Raw genomic sequence first — 17,258 nt, 5'->3', positions numbered from 1 at the left:
GGCGGTCGCGCACCGAGCCGGGCGCGGTGATCAGACCGAGGTCCCTTTCGTTGTGGACCGCTTGGCGCTTTTGCTCCTGTTGGTCTCCGTGCTGCGGCCCCCTGGCTTGGCGGGCGCGCTCTTTCGCGTTGTGACTTCCTGTGTGCCTGCGCCCGACCGGGATGAGGCTGTCCGGGACGGTGCGGTCCGCCACTTGAACTCGATCTCCAGTTGGGTTTCCCCATTGCCGGTCTCGATCTCCGTCTCGCTACGAAGGTCGTCGGGAACGCGCAGGCTCAACGTTCCCGCGCCGAGTTCCAGTTCGGCCTCCTCGCCTTCTCTCAGCGCGTCTGCGAGTGCCGTGAGCTGCTCGGCCGCCTCAAGGCGGGACAGCGAGCGCTTCTGCTCGAACTTGAGGTCTCTCATGGGTGCCTCCGATCCGGAGACGGCCATGTCCCCGGCCGCGACCCGGGGCCATCCCCTGCTTCATCGCCCTGACGGACTGGGAGCGGTGCACAGTGCCCAGATCACGAAGCCGTTGATCGCGATCAGGACGATGGCCCAGAACGGCGCGTAGGGGATCCAGAGGAAGTTCGCGAGCATGGCGAGGCAGGCCAGTGCCACGCCGACGACCCTGGCCCAGGTGGCGCCTTTGAACAGGGCTGCGCCGGCGAGAGTGATGACCACGCCCATGATCAGGTGGATCCAGCCCCATCCGGTGAGATCGAACTCGAACACGTAGTTGCGGGTGGCGACGAACACGTCGTCATCGGCGATGGCTGCGATGCCCGCGAAGAGCGTCATCAGGCCACCGAAGACCATCAGTACGCCCGCGAAGACCAGCCAGCCGCTGCCGCTGCCGCTCCTGGCTGAACGCCGCACCGCGGCACCGGAGCGAGCCCCACTCGCGTGACTGGTCATCGTCGGCTCGCTTGTGTCGTACGGCCCCGCACAACCGCGCGTTCGCGTTCGGCCGGTCGGGCTACTTCCAATCTCGTCCCGTGGGCTGCGCCGCGCACCTCGGGGCGCCTGACCGGCAGCTCTCGATGCGTTGATGCCGAGCCATCTACGCAGGCCAGGGCCTTGCCGACGGGGTTGCGGGGGAGGAGGCGCAGGAACCTGTACACCCGGTCGTCGTGCAGGTCGGTCCACTGCGCCGGGGCGCGGTGGACGCGCGGGCCAGCATGCCGAAGCCCACGCCATGATTGCTGAAGTCCAGTCGCGCTGATGGTGCTTGGCTGCGCCTGACGTTCCGTTCCGGCCCGGTCCTCGCAGGCTGAACCGCGTTGGCCGCGGCAGGACAGTTCCCGGTTGACGGTGTCGGCGTCCATCTCGTCCGCCCGCGCAGCGGGCAGTTCCGCAAGCACTCCCGGCAGCGCCGGGTCGTCGATGACGGAAACCGGGACAACAGGCGGCCTCGCACCGCGCCGAGCCCGCCCGGTCGGCGGCGGTTGCCCGGCGACCATCCCCCCGTCGCCAGCGAGATCCGGTAAATCCGCGTGGAGGACTTCGCGATGCCCGCGCCGGTGAGATACCGCTCAACCGTGCTCGTACGTGGCTGGAGGGGGGACAGGGGCACCTCGGCCGCGCGGTATCGGAAGCGCGCCCCCCGCCCAACGACGCGTTCGCCAGTTCGACCGACACCCCGCCCACCCCTCCCAGGCTCACCGCCGCAGTAAATCCGGCATTCACTGCGGCAGGCCAGTTGATCGTGCCGCGCTCACGGACCAGGTTCGTCCGTGCTTGCGGTATCCGTCCAAAACGTCCTGGCGGAGCAGGAGACCGAAGCCGGCAGACTCCAGTCGCAGCCCCAGCTGAGCCTCATCGATGCCAAGATCGGATGCGGTGTTCGCCAGATGCCAGTCGTTGGCGGCAAGCCTGCTGAGAAGGTGACCGCGACGGACCTGGGTCTCCGACAGACGAAACGTCTTGAGGTAGGCGATCCTGCCTCTGTGGTCGGTGATGGCCTCACCGATGTGGTTCTCCTGCTTAGGACGGAACGGCGGCAGGAAGCGGGAGAGCGTGAAGCGCCCCATCCGGTAGACCGACTGCCAGGTATACCCGTGCTCCAGCAGGCCGGCCGCCATGGTTGTGTCGTGAAAATGCGTCCAGGCATGTTCCTGCTCGGCAACTGCCGTGCGCCATCTGGTCCGTACTGCTGCTCGATCAGATCCCAGCGGATCGGCCGGGTCAGTGAGTCGCCGAGCGCCAGCCGGCGGGGTGTCGTCCGGGCGGTAGAGGCGGATGCTGAAGTGCCGGCGCACGTGCTGCAGGGCGGCCTCGGTCCCGCCGTGCTCGCCCGGTCGCCACGATCGCACGGATGCCCATGTTGGTGCCCAGAGCAAACAGTGCCAGCAGCAGGCGCCGCTGGAGGGTGGCACGGTCGATGCGTTCGTACGCGGCGACCGAGAAGAACTCGTCCGTGAAGCCGGTCAGGAAGTCGGCGTTCTTCAACACGTCCAACAGGTCGAGCACACCCATCGGCGTACGACCTCGTCCTTAAGCGCCTGGAGACCGGTGGGCTCCGCCAGCGGCTCCAGCTTCGGCACGGTGATCCACGGCTCGCTGGGCCAGAGACAGGACGCCGAGGCCGACAGAGCCGGTCAGGGGACCAGCGCCTGCTCGACGGTGGGATGGCAGGGCATGACCTGATCCAGACCCACAAGCTCGAGAACCCGCCGCACCGATGCCTGGGCGCCGGCCAGACGCAGCCACCCCTGAGCGTCGCTCATGGCCTGGTGCGCCCCGATGAGGACGTTGACGCCGCTGGAGTCCATGAAGGTCACGCCGCTGAGGTCCACCACGGTCCGCGGCCGCGTCACGCTGCCGTAGGACAGCAGGGCCTCGGTGAGCTCGTTCGTGACTGTGTGGTCGATCTCGCCGCGCAGAGTGACCACCCGAACGTCGTCGACGGTGGTGTGGTCGATCGACAGGCCGGGCCGGGCTGCTCCGTGGGTGTCTGTCACTGTTTCCTCGACTGTGCTCGCTGATGGGCTCGGGCCCCGACGCCGTGTGCGTTGGCAGCCCAGCCCCGATATTACGGTGAACAGCCGTTCGGCCCTTTACGTAACCGAGCGCAAGGGGCATGCGAGGCGGAGTCCGGGGTAAGCGCAGGCGGATGAACGGGGGAAACAAGGTGGAACCGGCGGAATCAGTTCCCGAGGGTGAGGACAGCGTGATGCCCGGCGCTCCTCCGATACAGGACACCATCGCCCTGGACGGCGACGGATCCTGCATCGCCGAGGCTCGTCACCGTGCGGTGGACTTCCTCGGCCGAGTCCAGGCCGTACACGGCCTGCCGGTGTCCGCACGGGCGATGGACCTGACCCAGTTGGTGGTCAGCGAGCTCGTCACCAACTCCCGCAAATACGCTTCCGGACCCGTGCTGATGGAGCTGCGCATCGTCGGCTCGGTGGTGGAAGTGGTCGTGTGGGACAGCGATCCCGTCCTGCCGGTGGCTCGGGCCACCGATGCGGGCAGAGTCGGGCAGCACGGCCTGGAGATCGTCATGGCCGTCGCCCAGGGCTTCGAGGTCCAGCGGGAGCCGGTCGGCAAACGCATCACCGCCCGCATCGCCCTGCCCGACGACCCCGGCGGAGACGTCACGGGACGCCGCCCCCAGTAACGCCCGCACTCCAGCCGCAGACCGACCAGGATCTGCGGCTTTCAGCCTTGGCCCCCTACGCAACCCGGCCGAATGCCATCGAGGGCCTCGGGCCTCCCACTTCAGGGCCCGGCCTTGCCTGACTCAGCGCGAATGATCTGTGTCAGGCAGGCAGCAGGTGATCGACCGGCAGCGTCAGGCGTCCGGCCCGGAGGGGGACGCAGCTGGGCGGGAAGTCCTGGACGATATCGGCGCCCAGTTCGAGCAGGCCGTCGATGAAGCGGGGCAGGTGATCCACGGCACCGGTGGGCAGGTCATGCAGGACGACGAGGCTCCAGTCGCGAGTGGTGACGTCCTGCAGGCCGCGGTCGACCCACCGGTCGGGCTGGTCCCAGTCGTGGGGGACGCAGTTCCACAACACGCAGGTGTAGGCGTTCTGTTGCAGGTACGTCAGCCCGACCGGGCTGAGCAGTTTGCGGTCCAGGATGCCGCCTCGGCCATACGGGCGGAACAGGCGGCCGGGAGAGGCGAGGTCGCCGATGATCTCCTGCGCCTCGCCGATCTCCCGCTCGGGCAGGTGGGGGTCGTCGGTGTCCCCCAGCTGGACCGCGTGGGTCAGCGTGTGGTTGCCGATCCAGTGCCCCTCGGCGGCGGCACGCTCGGCCGCGGTGCGATTGCCCGGCTGCCTCAATTTCTGCGCGACCGGGAAGAACGTCGCCGGCACGCCGTAGCGCCCCAGAGTGTCCAGCACCTGTGAGGTGACCGGTCGGGTGGGGCCGTTGTCGAAGGTCAGGGTGACTTTCACGCCTCCTCCTCGGCGGCGGCCCGCCCATCTCGGCAGGCAGCAGGGAAGCGGCGTTGACCTCCCCAGGCGTTCGCCGCTTCCCTGCCAACACCTGCCGCCTACCCAAGGTCGCCTCTCCTAGGCACGGCAAACATCGTGAGTGCGTAGCCTGTCGATCGCGGCGGGCGAACGTGCCTGCAGATGCGCCCGCATGGGCTGCTGAGGGAGCCGCGCCTCGTCGGCGATCACGCACATGATGGGCGTACGGCCGGAGGCCATGCGCAACGCGGACGCGTTATCCGACCGAAATTACATGGTCTGCGCACAGGGCGAACCTGGAATCAGGTGCGCCTGAACGGCTCTCAGAAGCGGCTCGTACAGCGTCGAGGTGCCCGCCGGTGAAACGGTCACCGTCCGGTTCGACACCCACCACTCGCTCAACAACGCGGACGACTGGCAGCCGTCGCTGGTCACTGACGTGGTCGCCGACGACCCGGCTGTCCCAGAGCAGAACACCCTGTTCCTCCAGCACATCCAGGCAGCCCTCCTCCAGCACTTCACGGAGGAGGCCGACGCCTGATGGGCCGTACCCGACCCTTGGCCGGTGCCCGAAGACCCCGTCGGTCCTGCGCCAGCCGTCCGGTACCACACCGCCGCGGCTCCGGGGCCGCGAGGTGGAACGGCCGAAGGGCGGCCGGGTGGAATCATCTCTGCTGATAGTGGGCCCCGCGGGCGGGGTAGGGCTGGTGGTGGCCCGCGGGTGGTCCCGGGCCGGCTGACAGGGGGTGCCGTGGACGACATAGCGGGCACGGAACGCAGGGCGGGCGGGGACGGGAGCATGTCGGCGGCCGAGTTGTTCGACGGGCTGGGGCTCGCGTACGAGGAGGCGTTCGGCCGGCTGCCGGCCCAGTGGGAGGCGGTCGAGTGGCTGGCCGGGCGGCTACCGCCGGGGGCCCGGGTACTGGACGTCGGCAGCGGCACCGGGCGGCCGGTCGCCGAGCGGCTGGCGGCGGCGGGCTGCGCGGTAACCGGCATCGACGTCTCACCGGTCATGGTGGCATTGGCCCGAGAACAGGTGCCGGCCGCCCGGTTCGAGCAGTGCGACATACGAGAGTTCGCTCCGGAAGGCGGCTTCGAGGCGGTCTGCGCGTTCTTCCCGCTCCTGATGATGACGCGGGCGCAGGCCACGGCGGCGCTGCGGCGGATGGCCGGCTGGCTGGCCCCGGGCGGCTACCTCGTGACGGCCACCGTGCCGGCCGATGTCGAGGGCGTCCACATCGAGTTCATGGGTCGGCCAGTCCGCGTCTCCAGCTTCGCGGCGGACGACTACCTCCGGATACTCCGGGAGGAGTGCGGGCTGACGGTCCTGCACCACGCCGTCTCGGCGTTCGTGCCGGCCGGTGAACTCGCCGTCCCCGAGGAGCACTTGTTCTGCTACGCCCGCCGCCCCGGCACACCGGAGACCCGGTGATGCGCCGGCACACCCCTGGACGCCCGTCGGCCTGCTCAGAATGGCGCATGACGCTGAAGTACTGAGAATGACAGAGCGTGCATCGCCTAATTTGATCTTTAACCTGTGCGGAGGGGCCGCGCGTCTTGCCCTGCTGGACTGGGCGGCCTGGTGCACAGTCGTGCGGCGGAGACCGGCACGGGCGGCGAGTTGTGTGCCCGAGCGGTGGCCCGGAAGTTTCGTGGTTGATCTCGACGGGTCGGTGATCGGCCAGATTCTGCTCAGGAGAGCAACGGGGCACCGTCGCCCGGCTGCCGCGGGGAAGGCCGATCTCGGCTATATGTTCCTGCCGCGGGCGTGGGAATTCGGGTACGCCGCCGAGGCGTGCGCGGCGGCCCTCGACTGGTTCGACGGCGCCCTTCCCGGCGAGCCGGTGGTGCTCAGCACCCAAACCGCCGACGTCGGCTCGATGCGCCTCGCGGCGAAGCTAGGGTTCACCGAGGTAGAGCGGTTCCATGCCTGGGACGCCGAGCAGTGGCTCGGCCTGCGGTCCCCGGTCACGCCGTCTGCTTGAGCTCGTGCTCGACAGCACTGCTAGGACGGAGCCCACAGCGCTGTTGAAACTCAGGTTCTGGCTCAAGTACCTGACAGTTCGGGATCGCGGAAGAAGTGGTGCGCCGGGTGGAGGAGTTGCTGTTGCCCGTCGATCGGGGACGTGTCGGTCGTGTCGGTGGTCGTGAGTAACGAGGCGCTACGAGTCGAGGCCCGCAGCACGACGACCGGTTCGGTGTGTTCGGGCTGCGGGAACTGGTCGATCGGGGTTCGTAGCTCCTACCTGCGGTTTCCTGCGGATGTTCCCAGCGCGGGGCGTCGGGTGGTGCTCTGTCTGCGAGTCCGCCGCTTTGCCTGCCCGGTCGCTCCGTGCGGACGCCTGACGTTCGTTGAGCAGGTGCCGGGATTGACCCGGAAGTATGGCCGGTGGACCGAGCGTCTGAGTTCAGCGCTGGCGGCGGCCGGCTTCCCCCTGGCCGGCCGGGCGGGAGCTCGGATGGCTGGCCTCTTTGGGGTGCCCGTCAGCCGCAGCACGGTGCTTGCTTACTCAGGCGGGTGCGGATACGGGCCAGGTGTACTCGAGTTCGGGCAGATCAAAGCCCTGCTCGAACCCGCAGACACGTTCATCGATGCGGAGGGCACCATGCCGCTCGTAGAAGGCGATGGCGCGGGTATTGGCGCGCAGCACGTCCAGGTAGACCGGCCTGCCCGGATGTTCATCGGCTGCCCATGCCAGGGCATGTGCCAGGAGCTGGCCGCCGATCCCGGACCCGGTGCGGCCTGGTCTGGCGTGCAGGTTGTCCAACAACAGTCGGCCGTCAGATTGAGGCATCAAGTATGCAAAGCCATCTATTTCGGTTGTGGCCTCCACCACGAACAGCGCCGCGCCCGGTAGAGGATCGTCCAGTCGGCCACGCCAAAGCCCCAGGCGATCCTCCAGGAGAGAGCCGCCCAAGAAGCTGGCGGGCATGATTTGCGCATAAGCCGTACGCCAACTCTCGGCATGCAGCGCCGCTATCTCGGTGGCATCGCTCCTGCGGCCCCTTCTGATCTCCATGGGCCCCAGCCTCGCCCATGACCAAGTGCGATGCCATGTCTGGGCAGTTGGAACGGCTGACAGTCGGTCATGAAGGCGGACCCTGGCAGACAGCGATGGTGCTGGCCGGTGTGCGACGACCGCTATGCCCTGCCCTACCAAGAGGCAAAAGGGCCCACCTACGTAGACGGGGCGAGTTCCAAACCGAAGCGGGCTTTGATGCGCCTACCGACCGGATTTCGCGTCGGGATCGCATGGCCGTGTGGGGAGACGGCTCCAGTCGGCAGGCGCTCAACTCGGTGGAGGAAGTCGGCCGCGTGGCGGGATGCGCCGCTGCGAGTGTCGGGCGCGAAACAAGGGGTTCTGGGCGTCGTGACATGAGGGCGGAGGGTTGCGGGCACGCGATGGCATGAAGGGAAACCCGATGTACGCCATGAGCAATGTGCACGGCGAGTCAGGAGCCTGGGCGGGCGCCTCATTGCGGCTGCGGATGCGGCAGGCCGGGGGTAGGCATCGGCGCTCTGGACGACGAGGCGGCCGGTGGCATCGCAGGCTCCTTGCCTACCGCGGAATCGAGATGCTGCCCTCTTTCGCTCCGGAGGGTGCGGGTGAGGAGTGTCTGCTGCTGGTGCACATCCGAAAGGTGGTCGGGCGGGTGACCTATCGAGCCTGCGAGGAGTGTGCCAAGGGCGTCATCACCGGGGTCGTCCTCGACGAACCGTTCCGGGACTGCGGCCTGGGTACGAGGGCCCTGTCGCATCTGCGCTCCCAGTACCCCGGTGTCACCTGGAGCACCACGCTCGACAAGCGTCTCACCCGCGATCTGCTGCACCGGATGCGCATCCCCAAGGCGGCCGGGGGAGGAAACTGCTCCCACGTTCGGTCCGCCGTGGTGGCCACTGCCCGTCATGGTTCGTGACCGTCGACCGTCGTGGCAGCGGCTCGCATGTCGGGCACGCCGGCAAGCGCCCGAGAGCAGTGCCGCGATGTCCACTCATCGCAGCGGTTCCGTTCTGCCGGTCAAGAGGCTTGAGCCGGAGGGGGCGGGTGCGCATGCAGGGCACGCAGCCGCACGGACGGACTCGGCTGCGTCGCAGGTCCGCCTCGCCGGGAACTCGTACATGCGTTTGATCGTGGATGGTGGGGGCTACCCGCAACCTGAAGCCTGCGTCGCAGCGAGGGGCAGCGTCGACGGGACCACGCAGAGACGGATGACAAGGGGTGGTCGTGATGACCGTGGCGACACAGCAGGGTGGCGGCGGAGGAGGTTCCAGTGGCCTCTACGACGTTCTTGAGCTCATTCTCGACCGCGGGCTGGTGATCGACGCGTTCGTGCGGGTCTCCCTCGTCGGTATCGAGATACTCAAGATCGACATCCGGATCGTGGTCGCCAGCGTCGACACGTACCTGCGCTTCGCCGAGGCGTGCAACCGTCTCGATCTGGAGGCGGGGCCGCGCAAGCCGGCCGGGCTCACGGAACTCACAGGCAAGCTCACCGAATCCGGAGCCCGCGGTAAGACCAAGGGAGCCCTGTCAGGCGCCGCGGAGACAATTTCCGACGCCTTCCAGCAGGCCCGTGACGAGGGCAAGGCACGGACCGCCGCGCGCAGGAGGGAGCAAGAGGGATGAGCAACTACGTCTACGGGATCATCCGCGCCTCGCACTCCTCACTCCCGCAGGACCTGGAGGGCATCGGAGACCCTCCGCGGCCGGTGCGCGTTCTGCGTCAGGGCGAGCTGGCCGCGATCGTCAGTGAAGCCCCCGAGAAACTGCGGCCCAAGCGGCGTGACCTGCTTGCTCACCAACGGGTACTGGATGCGGCCGGGGCGGATGACGTGGTCCTGCCGATGCGGTTCGGCAGCACCTCCCCGGACGACGACACGGTGACCACGGTGCTCGCCGAACGCGCGGAGCACCTCCTGGAGCGGCTGCGCACGCTGGACGGCAAGGCGGAGTACAACCTCAAGGCCAACCACAACGAAGAGGGCGTGCTGCGCCTGGTGATGGGGGAGAACGACGAGATCCGGTCCCTGGCGGAGGCGAACCGGAAGGCCGGCGGCGGGTCGCACGAGCAGAAGGTCCGCATGGGAGAGATGGTCGCTGATGCCGTCCACGCGCGCGAGGCGACTGACGCGGAACTGCTTCAGCAGGCGCTGGCGCCGGCGGCCGAGGCAGTCAGCGTCGGGCCACAGAGCACCGGCTGGCTGGCCAACCTCTCCTTCCTGGTGGACCGCGGTTCAGCGGAGCAGTTCCTGGCAGCGGTCGAGGAACTCCGTCAGGAGCACCCGCACCTGGAGTTGCGTGTTCACGGCCCTCTGCCGCCCTACAGCTTCGTCGACACCCCCTCGTCCCAGGAGGCCGAAGGAGCCACCGCAGAAGCGTTCGGAGCCGCGGCAGCCCGGCCGACGGACGGGTAAGAAGCAGTGCCGCCGCCTGCCCCTGGGCGGCGGCTTCAGCCCTGCAAGACGAGCATCCCCACCGGTGCAGCGCTACCGCGGGCCGTAAGTGCGGGGGTTCCCAGCGAGCCCTTCCTGCTCCCAGGACGATGGTCCCGCTGTGATGCCCAGTGAGCGACTCATGGCCCTACCGGGTGAACAGCGTGGACCCGTCCGCCTCCGTCCCCACCTGCGATCCCGCGTGCAGGAATAGCCGCGGGTCTGCCTCGCGTTGCCGCGAACATGACGACGAATGCGCCGCGCCCTGAGGTGTTGCGATACACGGCCTTTTCCAGCGACCCCGACGGCGGCAACCCCGCCGGCGTCGTCCTGGACGCCGCTGCCCTGGACGACAGCGGCATGCTGGCCATTGCCGCCGATCTCGGATACTCGGAGTCCGCGTTCCTGACCGCGCCCCCGGAAGGCCTCGGTGGTCAGGAGGGGCGGGCGTACACCATCCGATACTTCAGCCCCAAGGCCGAGGTGCCGTTCTGTGGGCACGCCACCGTCGCCACGGCCGTCGCACTCGCCGAGCGGATAGGTCCCGGCGAACTGATGTTCGTGACGCGGGCCGGGACAGTACCGGTGGAGGTGGTCGAGGAGGGCGGGACGGTCAGGGCCACGCTCACCAGTGTCGAGCCGCACATCGAGGAGATCACCGACGCCGACCTCGCGGAGGTGCTCGCCGCGCTTGACTGGCCGGCTGCTGATCTCGACCCGGCCTTCCCGCCCCGTATCGCGTTCGCCGGGGCCCGCCATCTCGTTCTCGGGTCGGCGACGCGCGCCCGCCTCGCAGATCTCGCGTATGACTTCGCGCGCCTGGAGGCCCTGATGCACCGCTTGGACCTGACCACGGTCCAGTTGGTGTGGCGGGAGTCGGCGACCGTCTTCCACGTCCGTGACCCGTTCCCAGTCGGCGGCGTCGTCGAGGACCCGGCGACCGGCGCTGCGGCCGCCGCGTTCGGTGCGTACGCCCGGGAACTCGGCCTGGTCGCCGAGGACGCCGTCCTGACCCTGCACCAAGGGGAAGACCTGGGCCGCCCCGGCGAGCTCACGGTGACGCTGCGCGCGGGTGACTCGCGCGTCCGTGTCAGCGGCGCAGGAGCTCGCATCGGCTGAAACGCCGGCCATGACGCACAGTCTTCTTCAGTGGTCAGAGAGCGTGCCAAAGCACAAGACGGTGACCTCCGAGAGCAAGTCGCGAGGAGCGCCGTCACCCACCGCAGAGGCTCCAGCACTTAGTTTGGCAACGGCACCTGTGGAAGTTGTTGCAGAGTGCATAGGGTCGTCAGCATGGCACTGCGACCTGTCCAGGTGAACATAAAGGCCCTTGATGACTCGGCGGTCGGCCGGTTCTGGGCGGAGGCGCTCGGCTGGGGTCTGTACGAGGGGCGTGGCGCGACCTACACGGGACCCGGCGCGACCGACGTGGGACCGGTCGGGACCGACGGTGGACCCGTCGGCGGCTTCGCTTGGCCGGACCCGGTCGCCGTCTGCGTCGACGTCGTTGCCGTCCCGGAACCCAAGACAACGACAAAGAACCGTGTGCACCTCGATCTCGCCAGCACCTCTGCGGTCCACCAGGTGGAGTTGGTCGCGCGACTCCAGGCTCTCGGTGCGACGCCCGCCCACGTGGGCCAGGGCGAAGTGCCGTGGACGGTCCTCGCCGACCCCGAGGGCAACGAGTTCTGCGTGCTGGATCCTCGGGAAACCTACCGGGACACCGGGCCGATCGCCCGGGTGGTGGTCGACTGCGTGGATCCGCGGGCCATGGCCCGGTTCTGGGGCCAGGCGATGGACTGGACCTTGCACGAGGTGACCGACGATCATGCGGTGCTGCGCTCCGCCAAGGGTGTCGGCCCGTATCTCGAGTTCCTCCGTACGCCCGGCGGGAAGACCGTGCCAGACCGCGTCCATCTTGACCTGCTGCCGTACCCCGGTGACGACAAAGCAGCGGAGGTGGCTCGACTGCGGACCCTCGGTGCCACCGACCTCGACCTCGGCCAGGGCGACGTCCCGTGGACGTGCCTGGCCGACCCGGAGGGCCACGAGTTCTGCGTCCTCGCCCTGTCGTCCTGACGCCGAGCGGGCTGGGCTGTGGGGCTGGGCCTCCCCTGACGGCGAAGCGAGAGCCCGGGGGCGCGGCCGTCTCTGAGGGCCCCGTGGCCAGGGCGGCTCTCGGCCGTCGTGTGGCTCTACCGTGTTTCGGGTGCGGGTGCCGGTACGCGAGGTGAGGTCCGGAGCGGCCCCCGGGGCCGGTTCGGCTTCTTCACCTCAGCGAGGGTGGCGGTGCTGCCGGGCGGGACCCTTTGGGAGAAGCGACTCGGCGGCGCTGGTGGCCTTGGCGGCTCGCTTGCAGTCGTGGCCCGGGCCGATCAGTGCGCCGATGCCCTAGCCCATCAGCATGTCGGCGGCCCGCCGAGGAAGCGGGTCAGGAGCACTACTTCTGCAGGCCTGCCGCCGCGCAGGCGGCTGCGAGTTCTGGCGTGCATATGTCGGACGGTTCGAACATGCCGTCCTTGATGACCGTGTCCTTGATGTTGTCCTTCCTCAGGGCGACGACGGGCACGAGGTGTGTCGGGATGTCCTTGTGGGTGGTGCTGTTGACTCTCTCGCCGGTGAGGGCGTCGAACTGGATGTCCTTCCCCTGGGCCTTCGTCACGGCCATCGCCGCGGCGTTCTCGGCCTCCTGGGGGTACGGCTTGTACACACTCATGTACTGCTCGCCGCTGACGATCCGCTGCACTGCCGACAGCTCCGCGTCCTGCCCGGTGATCGGCGGGAGGTTGGTCACGCCTGCGGCCTTCAGCGCCTTGACGATGCTGGCCGCCAGGCCGTCGTTGGCGGCGTAGACGGCCTTGATGTTGTTCTTGCCGATTTCCTTGATCGCCTCGGCCATGTTCTTCTCGGCGTTCTGCGGCTTCCAGTCCTTGGTGTCGAACGACCTGGCGATCGTCACCCTGCCGTCGAGCACGCGGAGTGCGCCCGCCTTGAACTGCTGGGCGTTCGGGTCGGTGGGCGAGCCGTTCATCATGACGATTTTGTCGGACATGCCGACGTCCTCGCCGAGGGCCTCCAGCAGGGAGCGGCCCTGCACCTCGCCGACGAGTTCGTTGTCGAAGGTGATGTACGCGTCGATCGGGCCCTCGGCCAGCCGGTCGTAGGCGATGACCGGGATTCCGGCCTCCTTGGCCTCCCTCACCCCGCCGGCGATGGCGTGCGCGTCGACGGGGTCCAGCAGGATCACGTCGACCCGCTCGTGGATCATCTGCTTCAGCTGTCGGGCCTGCTTGCCCGCGTCCGCCTCGGCATTGGCGTACTCGACCCGGCCCTTGCCGTGCGTGAGGGACGCGACCTTCGCCTTGATGACGGGGTAGTGAAACTGCTCGTACTGGGGGTTCGACTTCTCCGGCAGCAGCAGCCCCACGTTGATGTCGTCGCCCTTGGTCGGGCTCGCGTCATCCATGCTCCCCGTCGCGTTGAGCGCGCCGCATCCGGCGAGCGAGACGGAGATGGTGGTGGCGGCCACGGATATGGCGATACGTCGCATCGGGAGCTCACTTCAGGTGCGATCCGGACGTGGGCGCTGCATCGCCGCCCACGCGACTGAAAGGCCAACACGGAGGCGACCCTCAGCGTCGAACGGAACTAGCTTACGATATGCGAGATGGCATCTCGTACACTGCGTCGCCGGGTCTTTGCCAAGCAGCAACGCGACGGCAGCACGATCGCAGGCTCACCACAGTCCAGTCCGCTGAGATCACAGCGCCGGCCCGCCAGTTACCCGTCGAGACCGGTGTGCCGCTGTACCGGTGATCGTTTGCAGGTCCGGCCCGTAAGGCCATCGGAGGGCCTCGTCGCCTTCGTGTCGGCTTCCGCCGTGCGCCGCTGGCTGACCAGGAGCGCCCCCGAGCCCTGGCAGCACCGCTCCTGATTCCTCATCACTGACCCCGGATTCCGCGTCGAGGCCGTCAAATCCGCCCGCGTGCTGGTGTTGTACGTCCGCACCTGGCAGGGCGAGCCACTCGGGTAGTTGGGCCACCACCGACCTGAACGATCTGCTGGCCGGGATCGACCGTCACACCATCGATCACCAGGAAGAATTCCTCCGTCGCCCACCTCACGTAGGCAGCCATCCAGGCCACCAGGGTGGGACATTGTCCAAGGAGCAGTCGCCATTGGTGTCGTTCCCCACCCCGAGCGGTGTCCCGAGCCAGGCGAAGTGCACCAGAGCCAGTGCGAGCATTGCTGCCAGGAAGACCACAGGTGGTATCAGCAAGTTCAGGTACCGGCGCTTTCGATCCCGCAGCATGACTGCGGGCAGCGCCCACGCAGCCAAGCCCGTGAATCCCGCCGCGAGGACTGTCAGCGGTGCTTCCCAGGTCCACGGATCGAACAGGCTCGGGTGTTCCCGCAGGATGACGGCGCAGGTCCGGCGCGCCGCATGGGACAGCCGGTAGGCGCCAAAGCCAGCGAGCGCCCCTGCGATCAATGTCAAGCAGCCTGCCATCCAGGGCGGATTGGTCTGTCTTTCCATGCCAAGGCTTGACGCACCACGATGCTGCGAGGTTCCTCCACCTGCCCAACCAGACTCGGCGCAAGGCGAAACGTCCGTCACACGGCTGCGGTGAAAGCCGCGGCGATGGCGGTGTCGGTCCGCGCGTGAATGACCAGCCGAGGGCCGCTGGTGTCGGCATTCGTCTCGAGCAGCCGTCGCGCAGGGGCACTGCCGGTGGCCACGGACATCCGGACGCCATGGCTGCTGCACATGCGATGAGCGCGCAGGACCGCACTCACCGCTGCACCGCCGGTGGCCGGCTCGTCAAGGACGATGACGACGGGCAGCGGCTTGTGGGCGTCAACGAGGTTGCTGATCTCCACCGCAAGCGTGGCGCGCCCGACTATGCCGGGATCGTCGTGCACGGTGATGACGAGGACGCCACGCTCGAGCGCATGAGACAACATGCTGTGCAACCTCCCACTGGCCAGTCCGTCCGTGGCGGAAGCGCGCTCGGCCGGTTCCGTCCACTTTGCCGCCCAGCGAGTCTGGCTGCACTTCGCGTGGAGGCGCTTGATGACTGTCAAGGGCAGGACCCGCAGGACCCCGGCAGCCAGGGACGCGCCGGACGGCCGGTCAGGGCCCTGGCGTCCGATCCTCGGCTCACGAAGGCAGCCCCCGAAGCAGAAGCGCCCTCCCGACGACAGTCCGCTTCGACAGTGCTCACCACCCCCCGTTCATCACGTACACCGCGTACGGGATCAGGACCGCCGGCAGGGTGAGCAGGCGTGGTTTGAGCGGGCGGCCGGCGTGCAGGGGGCGGAGGACGTCGAAGAGGAGGAGCAGGAGGAGGACGAGGGCGCCGATGAGGATCAGGGCGATCAGGGCGAAGCCGCTGTTCTCGATCTGGTCGTAGGTGCAGCCGTCCAGGTCGCGGCGGCCCAGGTCGTCGTACTGGCAGTGGCCGTAGGCGATGTACCAGCGTGTGCAGAGGACTGCGAGGGCCGTGGGGACTCCTATCAGGAGGTGAACCAGGAGCGGCGGCAGGTAGCCGCGCACGGCGGGGAGGGCGGTACGCATCCAGCCACCCCACCAGGGCCGGGGCGGCTGGGCTATGACGGAAGCCACTCCTCCGGTCCCGCGGCCTGGCCGGCGGCCGCGACCGCGCGGTGCCTGCCAAGGTGCTCCGCGTCCGAGGGGCGGCGGCGTGCGTCGGACGGGAGTCCAGGCGGATAGTCGATGTTCGCGAGAGGGGGAGTCACGCGGCTCTGCCGGGCGACGCAGGACGCGGACGCGGTCGACACCTGTCTTGCGGATCCTTCCGCGTCCGTGTCACCTACGACGCGGTGCTACGGCGTGTGTGCGGGGGCCGTTGCCGTGAAGGCGTCCGAGTGCTCCGCAGCCCACTGGGCGAAAGTGCGGGCCGGGCGGCCGGTGACCTTCTCGACCGTGTCGACGACCGTACGACCCACCTCCGGGGTGTCCCCGTACGCCTCGAGCAGGAAGCCGATGACGTCCTCCGGGTGACCCGCCGCCCGCCATTGCGCGACGGCCTCCTCCTCGGCCAGCTCGACCAGGGCGATCTCCCGGTCAAGGGCGGCGGCGATCGTCGCCACCTTGTCGCCGACGGTCAACAGCTCGGGGCCGGTGATCACGTACTCCTGGCCTCCGTGGCCCCCCTCGGTGAGCGCGACCGCGGCGACGGCGCCGATGTCGCTCTCGTGCACCATGGCGCTCAGCCGGGAGACGAACGGCTCGCGGACTTCACCCGAGGCCACGATCCCCTCCGCCCACTCCAGGGCGTTGGCCATGAACTCGACCGGCATGAGAACAGACCACTCCACACCGCCGTCCGCCCGCACGGCGTCTTCCAACAGCGACGGCCCGCCACCATGCAGCACGGTGACCCGCCGCACGCCTGCCTCGCGGGCCAGCTCCAGGATCCGGGGGCCGGTCTCCAACGGGGCGAAGTCAGGCCCGTCGAAGGTGATCAGATGGAGGCCGGTGACGCCCTCCAAGGACGGAATCACGCTGTCGGGTTCGGTGAGGTCGCCCTGGACGACCTCGACGCCGTCCGGGAGCGTGACCCTCGATGCATCCCGGGTGAGGGCGCGGACCGCGTGGCCGCGGGTGAGCAGTTCGGCGACGACTTGGCGGCCGACGGTTCCGGTGGCACCGGCGACAAGAATCTTCTGCGTCTGGGTCATGGAACGACCGTAGGGAGCGATGCGGTCAGTTCCTGTCCGCAGGTCGCGGCCAAATCCGGCTTGAGCGGCAGTCATTGAGAGGTTCTCAACTTGCGGTTCTGCGGGGCAGGCGCTGCGGCAGTGAGCTGGTTCGGCTCTGGGCTGGTTAATCCGTCATCAGATCTGTGACGGGGAGTGGTCTGGATCCGGCTTGGCCGGCTGGCGCCGGCATCAAGGGGTGACTCAGTTGCGGCCGGCTCTGTCTGGTGTTCGTCCTCCGTCACTGTTCGGATCGGGGCTGATTATCTCTTCGTCGGGTGCGCGGAAATCTGTGGTGGCTGGAGTAGACATTGGGTGGTGGTGTGGTTATGGTTGCTCTCGTAGCTCAGAGAGACAGCAGGGCCTGGCAGACACGAACTGCCGGTCAGAAGTGCAGCAAGTCGCAGTTCGCAGGATCCAGCAGTGAAGTGAGTGAGCGGTACCTCGGTGAAGGCGTCGGCTGCGGGCGCGCGCACCGGGAGGTTCGGCAGTGGGGTTCCAAGCCAGAGCAGACGCACGACGGGCGACGGGGCTGGCTGCCGAAACGTGGCGCTGTCACAGGCCACGGAGCAGTACGCATCACCAGCGGTACGCAGTACAGCAGTTCGCAGTCCCCCGTTTGACAGGTAGTTGATCACTGAGGGAAGAACGGAGGAGCCCGCGCCATCAGGATCGCCCGGGCGGAAGTCTTGAAC

Annotated in this window: 20 protein-coding genes and 1 pseudogene; 9 read left to right on the top strand and 12 right to left on the bottom strand. The window is 68.4% G+C overall.

The genetic code is table 11. From position 1 onward, the window contains the following. Positions 1–30: 30 nt before the first annotated feature. The 5 genes from KUM49_RS20875 to KUM49_RS20855 form a co-directional block, all read right to left on the bottom strand. Entirely contained in the window at positions 31–405 is a 375-nt protein-coding gene (locus KUM49_RS20875) for an amphi-Trp domain-containing protein (RefSeq protein ID WP_217238408.1), read from the bottom strand. Between the two features lie 60 nt (positions 406–465). Further along, positions 466–801 (bottom strand): hypothetical protein, encoded by a 336-nt coding sequence (locus tag KUM49_RS20870; RefSeq protein WP_254401584.1) that lies wholly within the window; start codon positions 799–801, stop codon positions 466–468. An 866-nt stretch (positions 802–1,667) separates the two neighbouring features. Then, on the bottom strand, positions 1,668–2,243 hold the full coding sequence (locus tag KUM49_RS20865; protein WP_374200183.1) for a hypothetical protein: 576 nt from the start codon (positions 2,241–2,243) through the stop codon (positions 1,668–1,670). Continuing rightward, a complete protein-coding gene (locus tag KUM49_RS20860; RefSeq protein WP_217238406.1) occupies positions 2,170–2,460 on the bottom strand; it encodes a Tn3 family transposase in 291 nt (96 codons plus the stop codon). Before KUM49_RS20860 ends, KUM49_RS20865 begins: the two co-directional genes overlap by 74 nt. 122 nt (positions 2,461–2,582) lie before the next feature. Continuing rightward, positions 2,583–2,945 (bottom strand): STAS domain-containing protein, encoded by a 363-nt coding sequence (locus KUM49_RS20855; RefSeq protein ID WP_217238405.1) that lies wholly within the window; start codon positions 2,943–2,945, stop codon positions 2,583–2,585. A 212-nt stretch (positions 2,946–3,157) separates the two neighbouring features. On the opposite strand from KUM49_RS20855, the gene KUM49_RS20850 reads away from it, so the two are divergent. Continuing rightward, a complete protein-coding gene (locus KUM49_RS20850) occupies positions 3,158–3,604 on the top strand; it encodes an ATP-binding protein (protein WP_217238404.1) in 447 nt (148 codons plus the stop codon). Between the two features lie 142 nt (positions 3,605–3,746). On the opposite strand, the gene KUM49_RS20845 is transcribed toward KUM49_RS20850, so the two are convergent. Next, on the bottom strand, positions 3,747–4,388 hold the full coding sequence (locus KUM49_RS20845; protein WP_217238403.1) for a polysaccharide deacetylase family protein: 642 nt from the start codon (positions 4,386–4,388) through the stop codon (positions 3,747–3,749). A gap of 367 nt (positions 4,389–4,755) precedes the next feature. On the opposite strand from KUM49_RS20845, the gene KUM49_RS20840 reads away from it, so the two are divergent. From KUM49_RS20840 to KUM49_RS20830, 3 genes and pseudogenes are all read left to right on the top strand, one after another. Continuing rightward, the gene (locus tag KUM49_RS20840; RefSeq protein WP_254401559.1) at positions 4,756–4,947 is read left to right on the top strand and encodes a hypothetical protein; all 192 of its coding nucleotides are present in this window, start codon (positions 4,756–4,758) and stop codon (positions 4,945–4,947) included. 210 nt (positions 4,948–5,157) lie between these two features. Next, positions 5,158–5,838, top strand: coding sequence for a methyltransferase domain-containing protein (locus tag KUM49_RS20835; protein WP_308406679.1), 681 nt, complete (start codon positions 5,158–5,160; stop codon positions 5,836–5,838). 193 nt (positions 5,839–6,031) lie between these two features. Further along, positions 6,032–6,391: pseudogene (locus KUM49_RS20830) on the top strand (GNAT family N-acetyltransferase); the annotation flags it as partial. A gap of 525 nt (positions 6,392–6,916) precedes the next feature. On the opposite strand, the gene KUM49_RS20825 reads toward KUM49_RS20830, so the two are convergent. Further along, positions 6,917–7,426, bottom strand: coding sequence for a GNAT family N-acetyltransferase (locus tag KUM49_RS20825; protein ID WP_217238402.1), 510 nt, complete (start codon positions 7,424–7,426; stop codon positions 6,917–6,919). 556 nt (positions 7,427–7,982) lie between these two features. On the opposite strand from KUM49_RS20825, the gene KUM49_RS20820 reads away from it, so the two are divergent. The 5 genes from KUM49_RS20820 to KUM49_RS20800 all read left to right on the top strand — a co-directional run bounded on the left by KUM49_RS20820 (position 7,983) and on the right by KUM49_RS20800 (position 11,919). After that, a complete protein-coding gene (locus KUM49_RS20820) occupies positions 7,983–8,324 on the top strand; it encodes an N-acetyltransferase (protein WP_254401558.1) in 342 nt (113 codons plus the stop codon). 311 nt (positions 8,325–8,635) lie between these two features. Further along, positions 8,636–9,034 (top strand): gas vesicle structural protein GvpA, encoded by a 399-nt coding sequence (locus KUM49_RS20815; protein ID WP_217238576.1) that lies wholly within the window; start codon positions 8,636–8,638, stop codon positions 9,032–9,034. Continuing rightward, positions 9,031–9,822: a GvpL/GvpF family gas vesicle protein gene (locus KUM49_RS20810; RefSeq protein ID WP_217238401.1), complete on the top strand. Its 792-nt coding sequence runs from the start codon at positions 9,031–9,033 to the stop codon at positions 9,820–9,822. Before KUM49_RS20815 ends, KUM49_RS20810 begins: the two co-directional genes overlap by 4 nt. 261 nt (positions 9,823–10,083) lie before the next feature. Further along, complete coding sequence (locus KUM49_RS20805) at positions 10,084–10,959, top strand: PhzF family phenazine biosynthesis protein (RefSeq protein ID WP_217238400.1); 876 nt, start codon at positions 10,084–10,086, stop codon at positions 10,957–10,959. 174 nt (positions 10,960–11,133) lie between these two features. Continuing rightward, positions 11,134–11,919: a VOC family protein gene (locus tag KUM49_RS20800; RefSeq protein ID WP_217238399.1), complete on the top strand. Its 786-nt coding sequence runs from the start codon at positions 11,134–11,136 to the stop codon at positions 11,917–11,919. 361 nt (positions 11,920–12,280) lie between these two features. Here the strand turns inward: KUM49_RS20800 and KUM49_RS20795 are convergent, their stop codons facing one another. The 5 genes from KUM49_RS20795 to KUM49_RS20775 all read right to left on the bottom strand — a co-directional run bounded on the left by KUM49_RS20795 (position 12,281) and on the right by KUM49_RS20775 (position 16,545). After that, a complete protein-coding gene (locus KUM49_RS20795; RefSeq protein WP_217238398.1) occupies positions 12,281–13,390 on the bottom strand; it encodes a sugar ABC transporter substrate-binding protein in 1,110 nt (369 codons plus the stop codon). Between the two features lie 570 nt (positions 13,391–13,960). Next, entirely contained in the window at positions 13,961–14,377 is a 417-nt protein-coding gene (locus tag KUM49_RS20790) for a hypothetical protein (protein ID WP_217238397.1), read from the bottom strand. A 77-nt stretch (positions 14,378–14,454) separates the two neighbouring features. Continuing rightward, positions 14,455–14,805 carry a hypothetical protein gene (locus KUM49_RS20785; protein ID WP_217238575.1) on the bottom strand — a complete coding sequence of 117 codons (351 nt, stop codon included), beginning with the start codon at positions 14,803–14,805 and terminating at the stop codon, positions 14,455–14,457. Between the two features lie 256 nt (positions 14,806–15,061). Continuing rightward, a complete protein-coding gene (locus KUM49_RS20780) occupies positions 15,062–15,418 on the bottom strand; it encodes a hypothetical protein (protein ID WP_217238396.1) in 357 nt (118 codons plus the stop codon). Between the two features lie 269 nt (positions 15,419–15,687). Further along, the gene (locus KUM49_RS20775) at positions 15,688–16,545 is read right to left on the bottom strand and encodes an NAD(P)H-binding protein (protein WP_217238395.1); all 858 of its coding nucleotides are present in this window, start codon (positions 16,543–16,545) and stop codon (positions 15,688–15,690) included. Positions 16,546–17,258: the final 713 nt, after the last annotated feature.

Source organism: Streptomyces sp. AC555_RSS877, from assembly GCF_019049245.1.
In the GTDB taxonomy this organism is placed as follows: Bacteria; Actinomycetota; Actinomycetes; order Streptomycetales; family Streptomycetaceae; genus Streptomyces.
The sequence above is the reverse complement of the archived record's forward strand: the minus strand, read 5'-3'. Positions and strand labels throughout refer to the sequence as shown.

Bases quoted from the DNA above. Each gene is read 5' to 3' on its own strand.
- KUM49_RS20850 (WP_217238404.1), top strand. From the start codon at position 3,158: ATGCCCGGCGCTCCTCCGATACAGGACACCATCGCCCTGGACGGCGAC.
- KUM49_RS20800 (WP_217238399.1), top strand. From the start codon at position 11,134: ATGGCACTGCGACCTGTCCAGGTGAACATAAAGGCCCTTGATGACTCG.
- KUM49_RS20820 (WP_254401558.1), top strand. From the start codon at position 7,983: ATGCTGCCCTCTTTCGCTCCGGAGGGTGCGGGTGAGGAGTGTCTGCTG.
- KUM49_RS20775 (WP_217238395.1), bottom strand. From the start codon at position 16,545: ATGACCCAGACGCAGAAGATTCTTGTCGCCGGTGCCACCGGAACCGTC.
- KUM49_RS20810 (WP_217238401.1), top strand. From the start codon at position 9,031: ATGAGCAACTACGTCTACGGGATCATCCGCGCCTCGCACTCCTCACTC.
- KUM49_RS20805 (WP_217238400.1), top strand. From the start codon at position 10,084: ATGACGACGAATGCGCCGCGCCCTGAGGTGTTGCGATACACGGCCTTT.
- KUM49_RS20790 (WP_217238397.1), bottom strand. From the start codon at position 14,377: ATGGAAAGACAGACCAATCCGCCCTGGATGGCAGGCTGCTTGACATTG.
- KUM49_RS20815 (WP_217238576.1), top strand. From the start codon at position 8,636: ATGACCGTGGCGACACAGCAGGGTGGCGGCGGAGGAGGTTCCAGTGGC.
- KUM49_RS20860 (WP_217238406.1), bottom strand. From the start codon at position 2,460: ATGGGTGTGCTCGACCTGTTGGACGTGTTGAAGAACGCCGACTTCCTG.
- KUM49_RS20780 (WP_217238396.1), bottom strand. From the start codon at position 15,418: ATGCGTACCGCCCTCCCCGCCGTGCGCGGCTACCTGCCGCCGCTCCTG.
- KUM49_RS20870 (WP_254401584.1), bottom strand. From the start codon at position 801: ATGGTCTTCGGTGGCCTGATGACGCTCTTCGCGGGCATCGCAGCCATC.
- KUM49_RS20825 (WP_217238402.1), bottom strand. From the start codon at position 7,426: ATGGAGATCAGAAGGGGCCGCAGGAGCGATGCCACCGAGATAGCGGCG.
- KUM49_RS20875 (WP_217238408.1), bottom strand. From the start codon at position 405: ATGAGAGACCTCAAGTTCGAGCAGAAGCGCTCGCTGTCCCGCCTTGAG.
- KUM49_RS20795 (WP_217238398.1), bottom strand. From the start codon at position 13,390: ATGCGACGTATCGCCATATCCGTGGCCGCCACCACCATCTCCGTCTCG.
- KUM49_RS20785 (WP_217238575.1), bottom strand. From the start codon at position 14,805: ATGTTGTCTCATGCGCTCGAGCGTGGCGTCCTCGTCATCACCGTGCAC.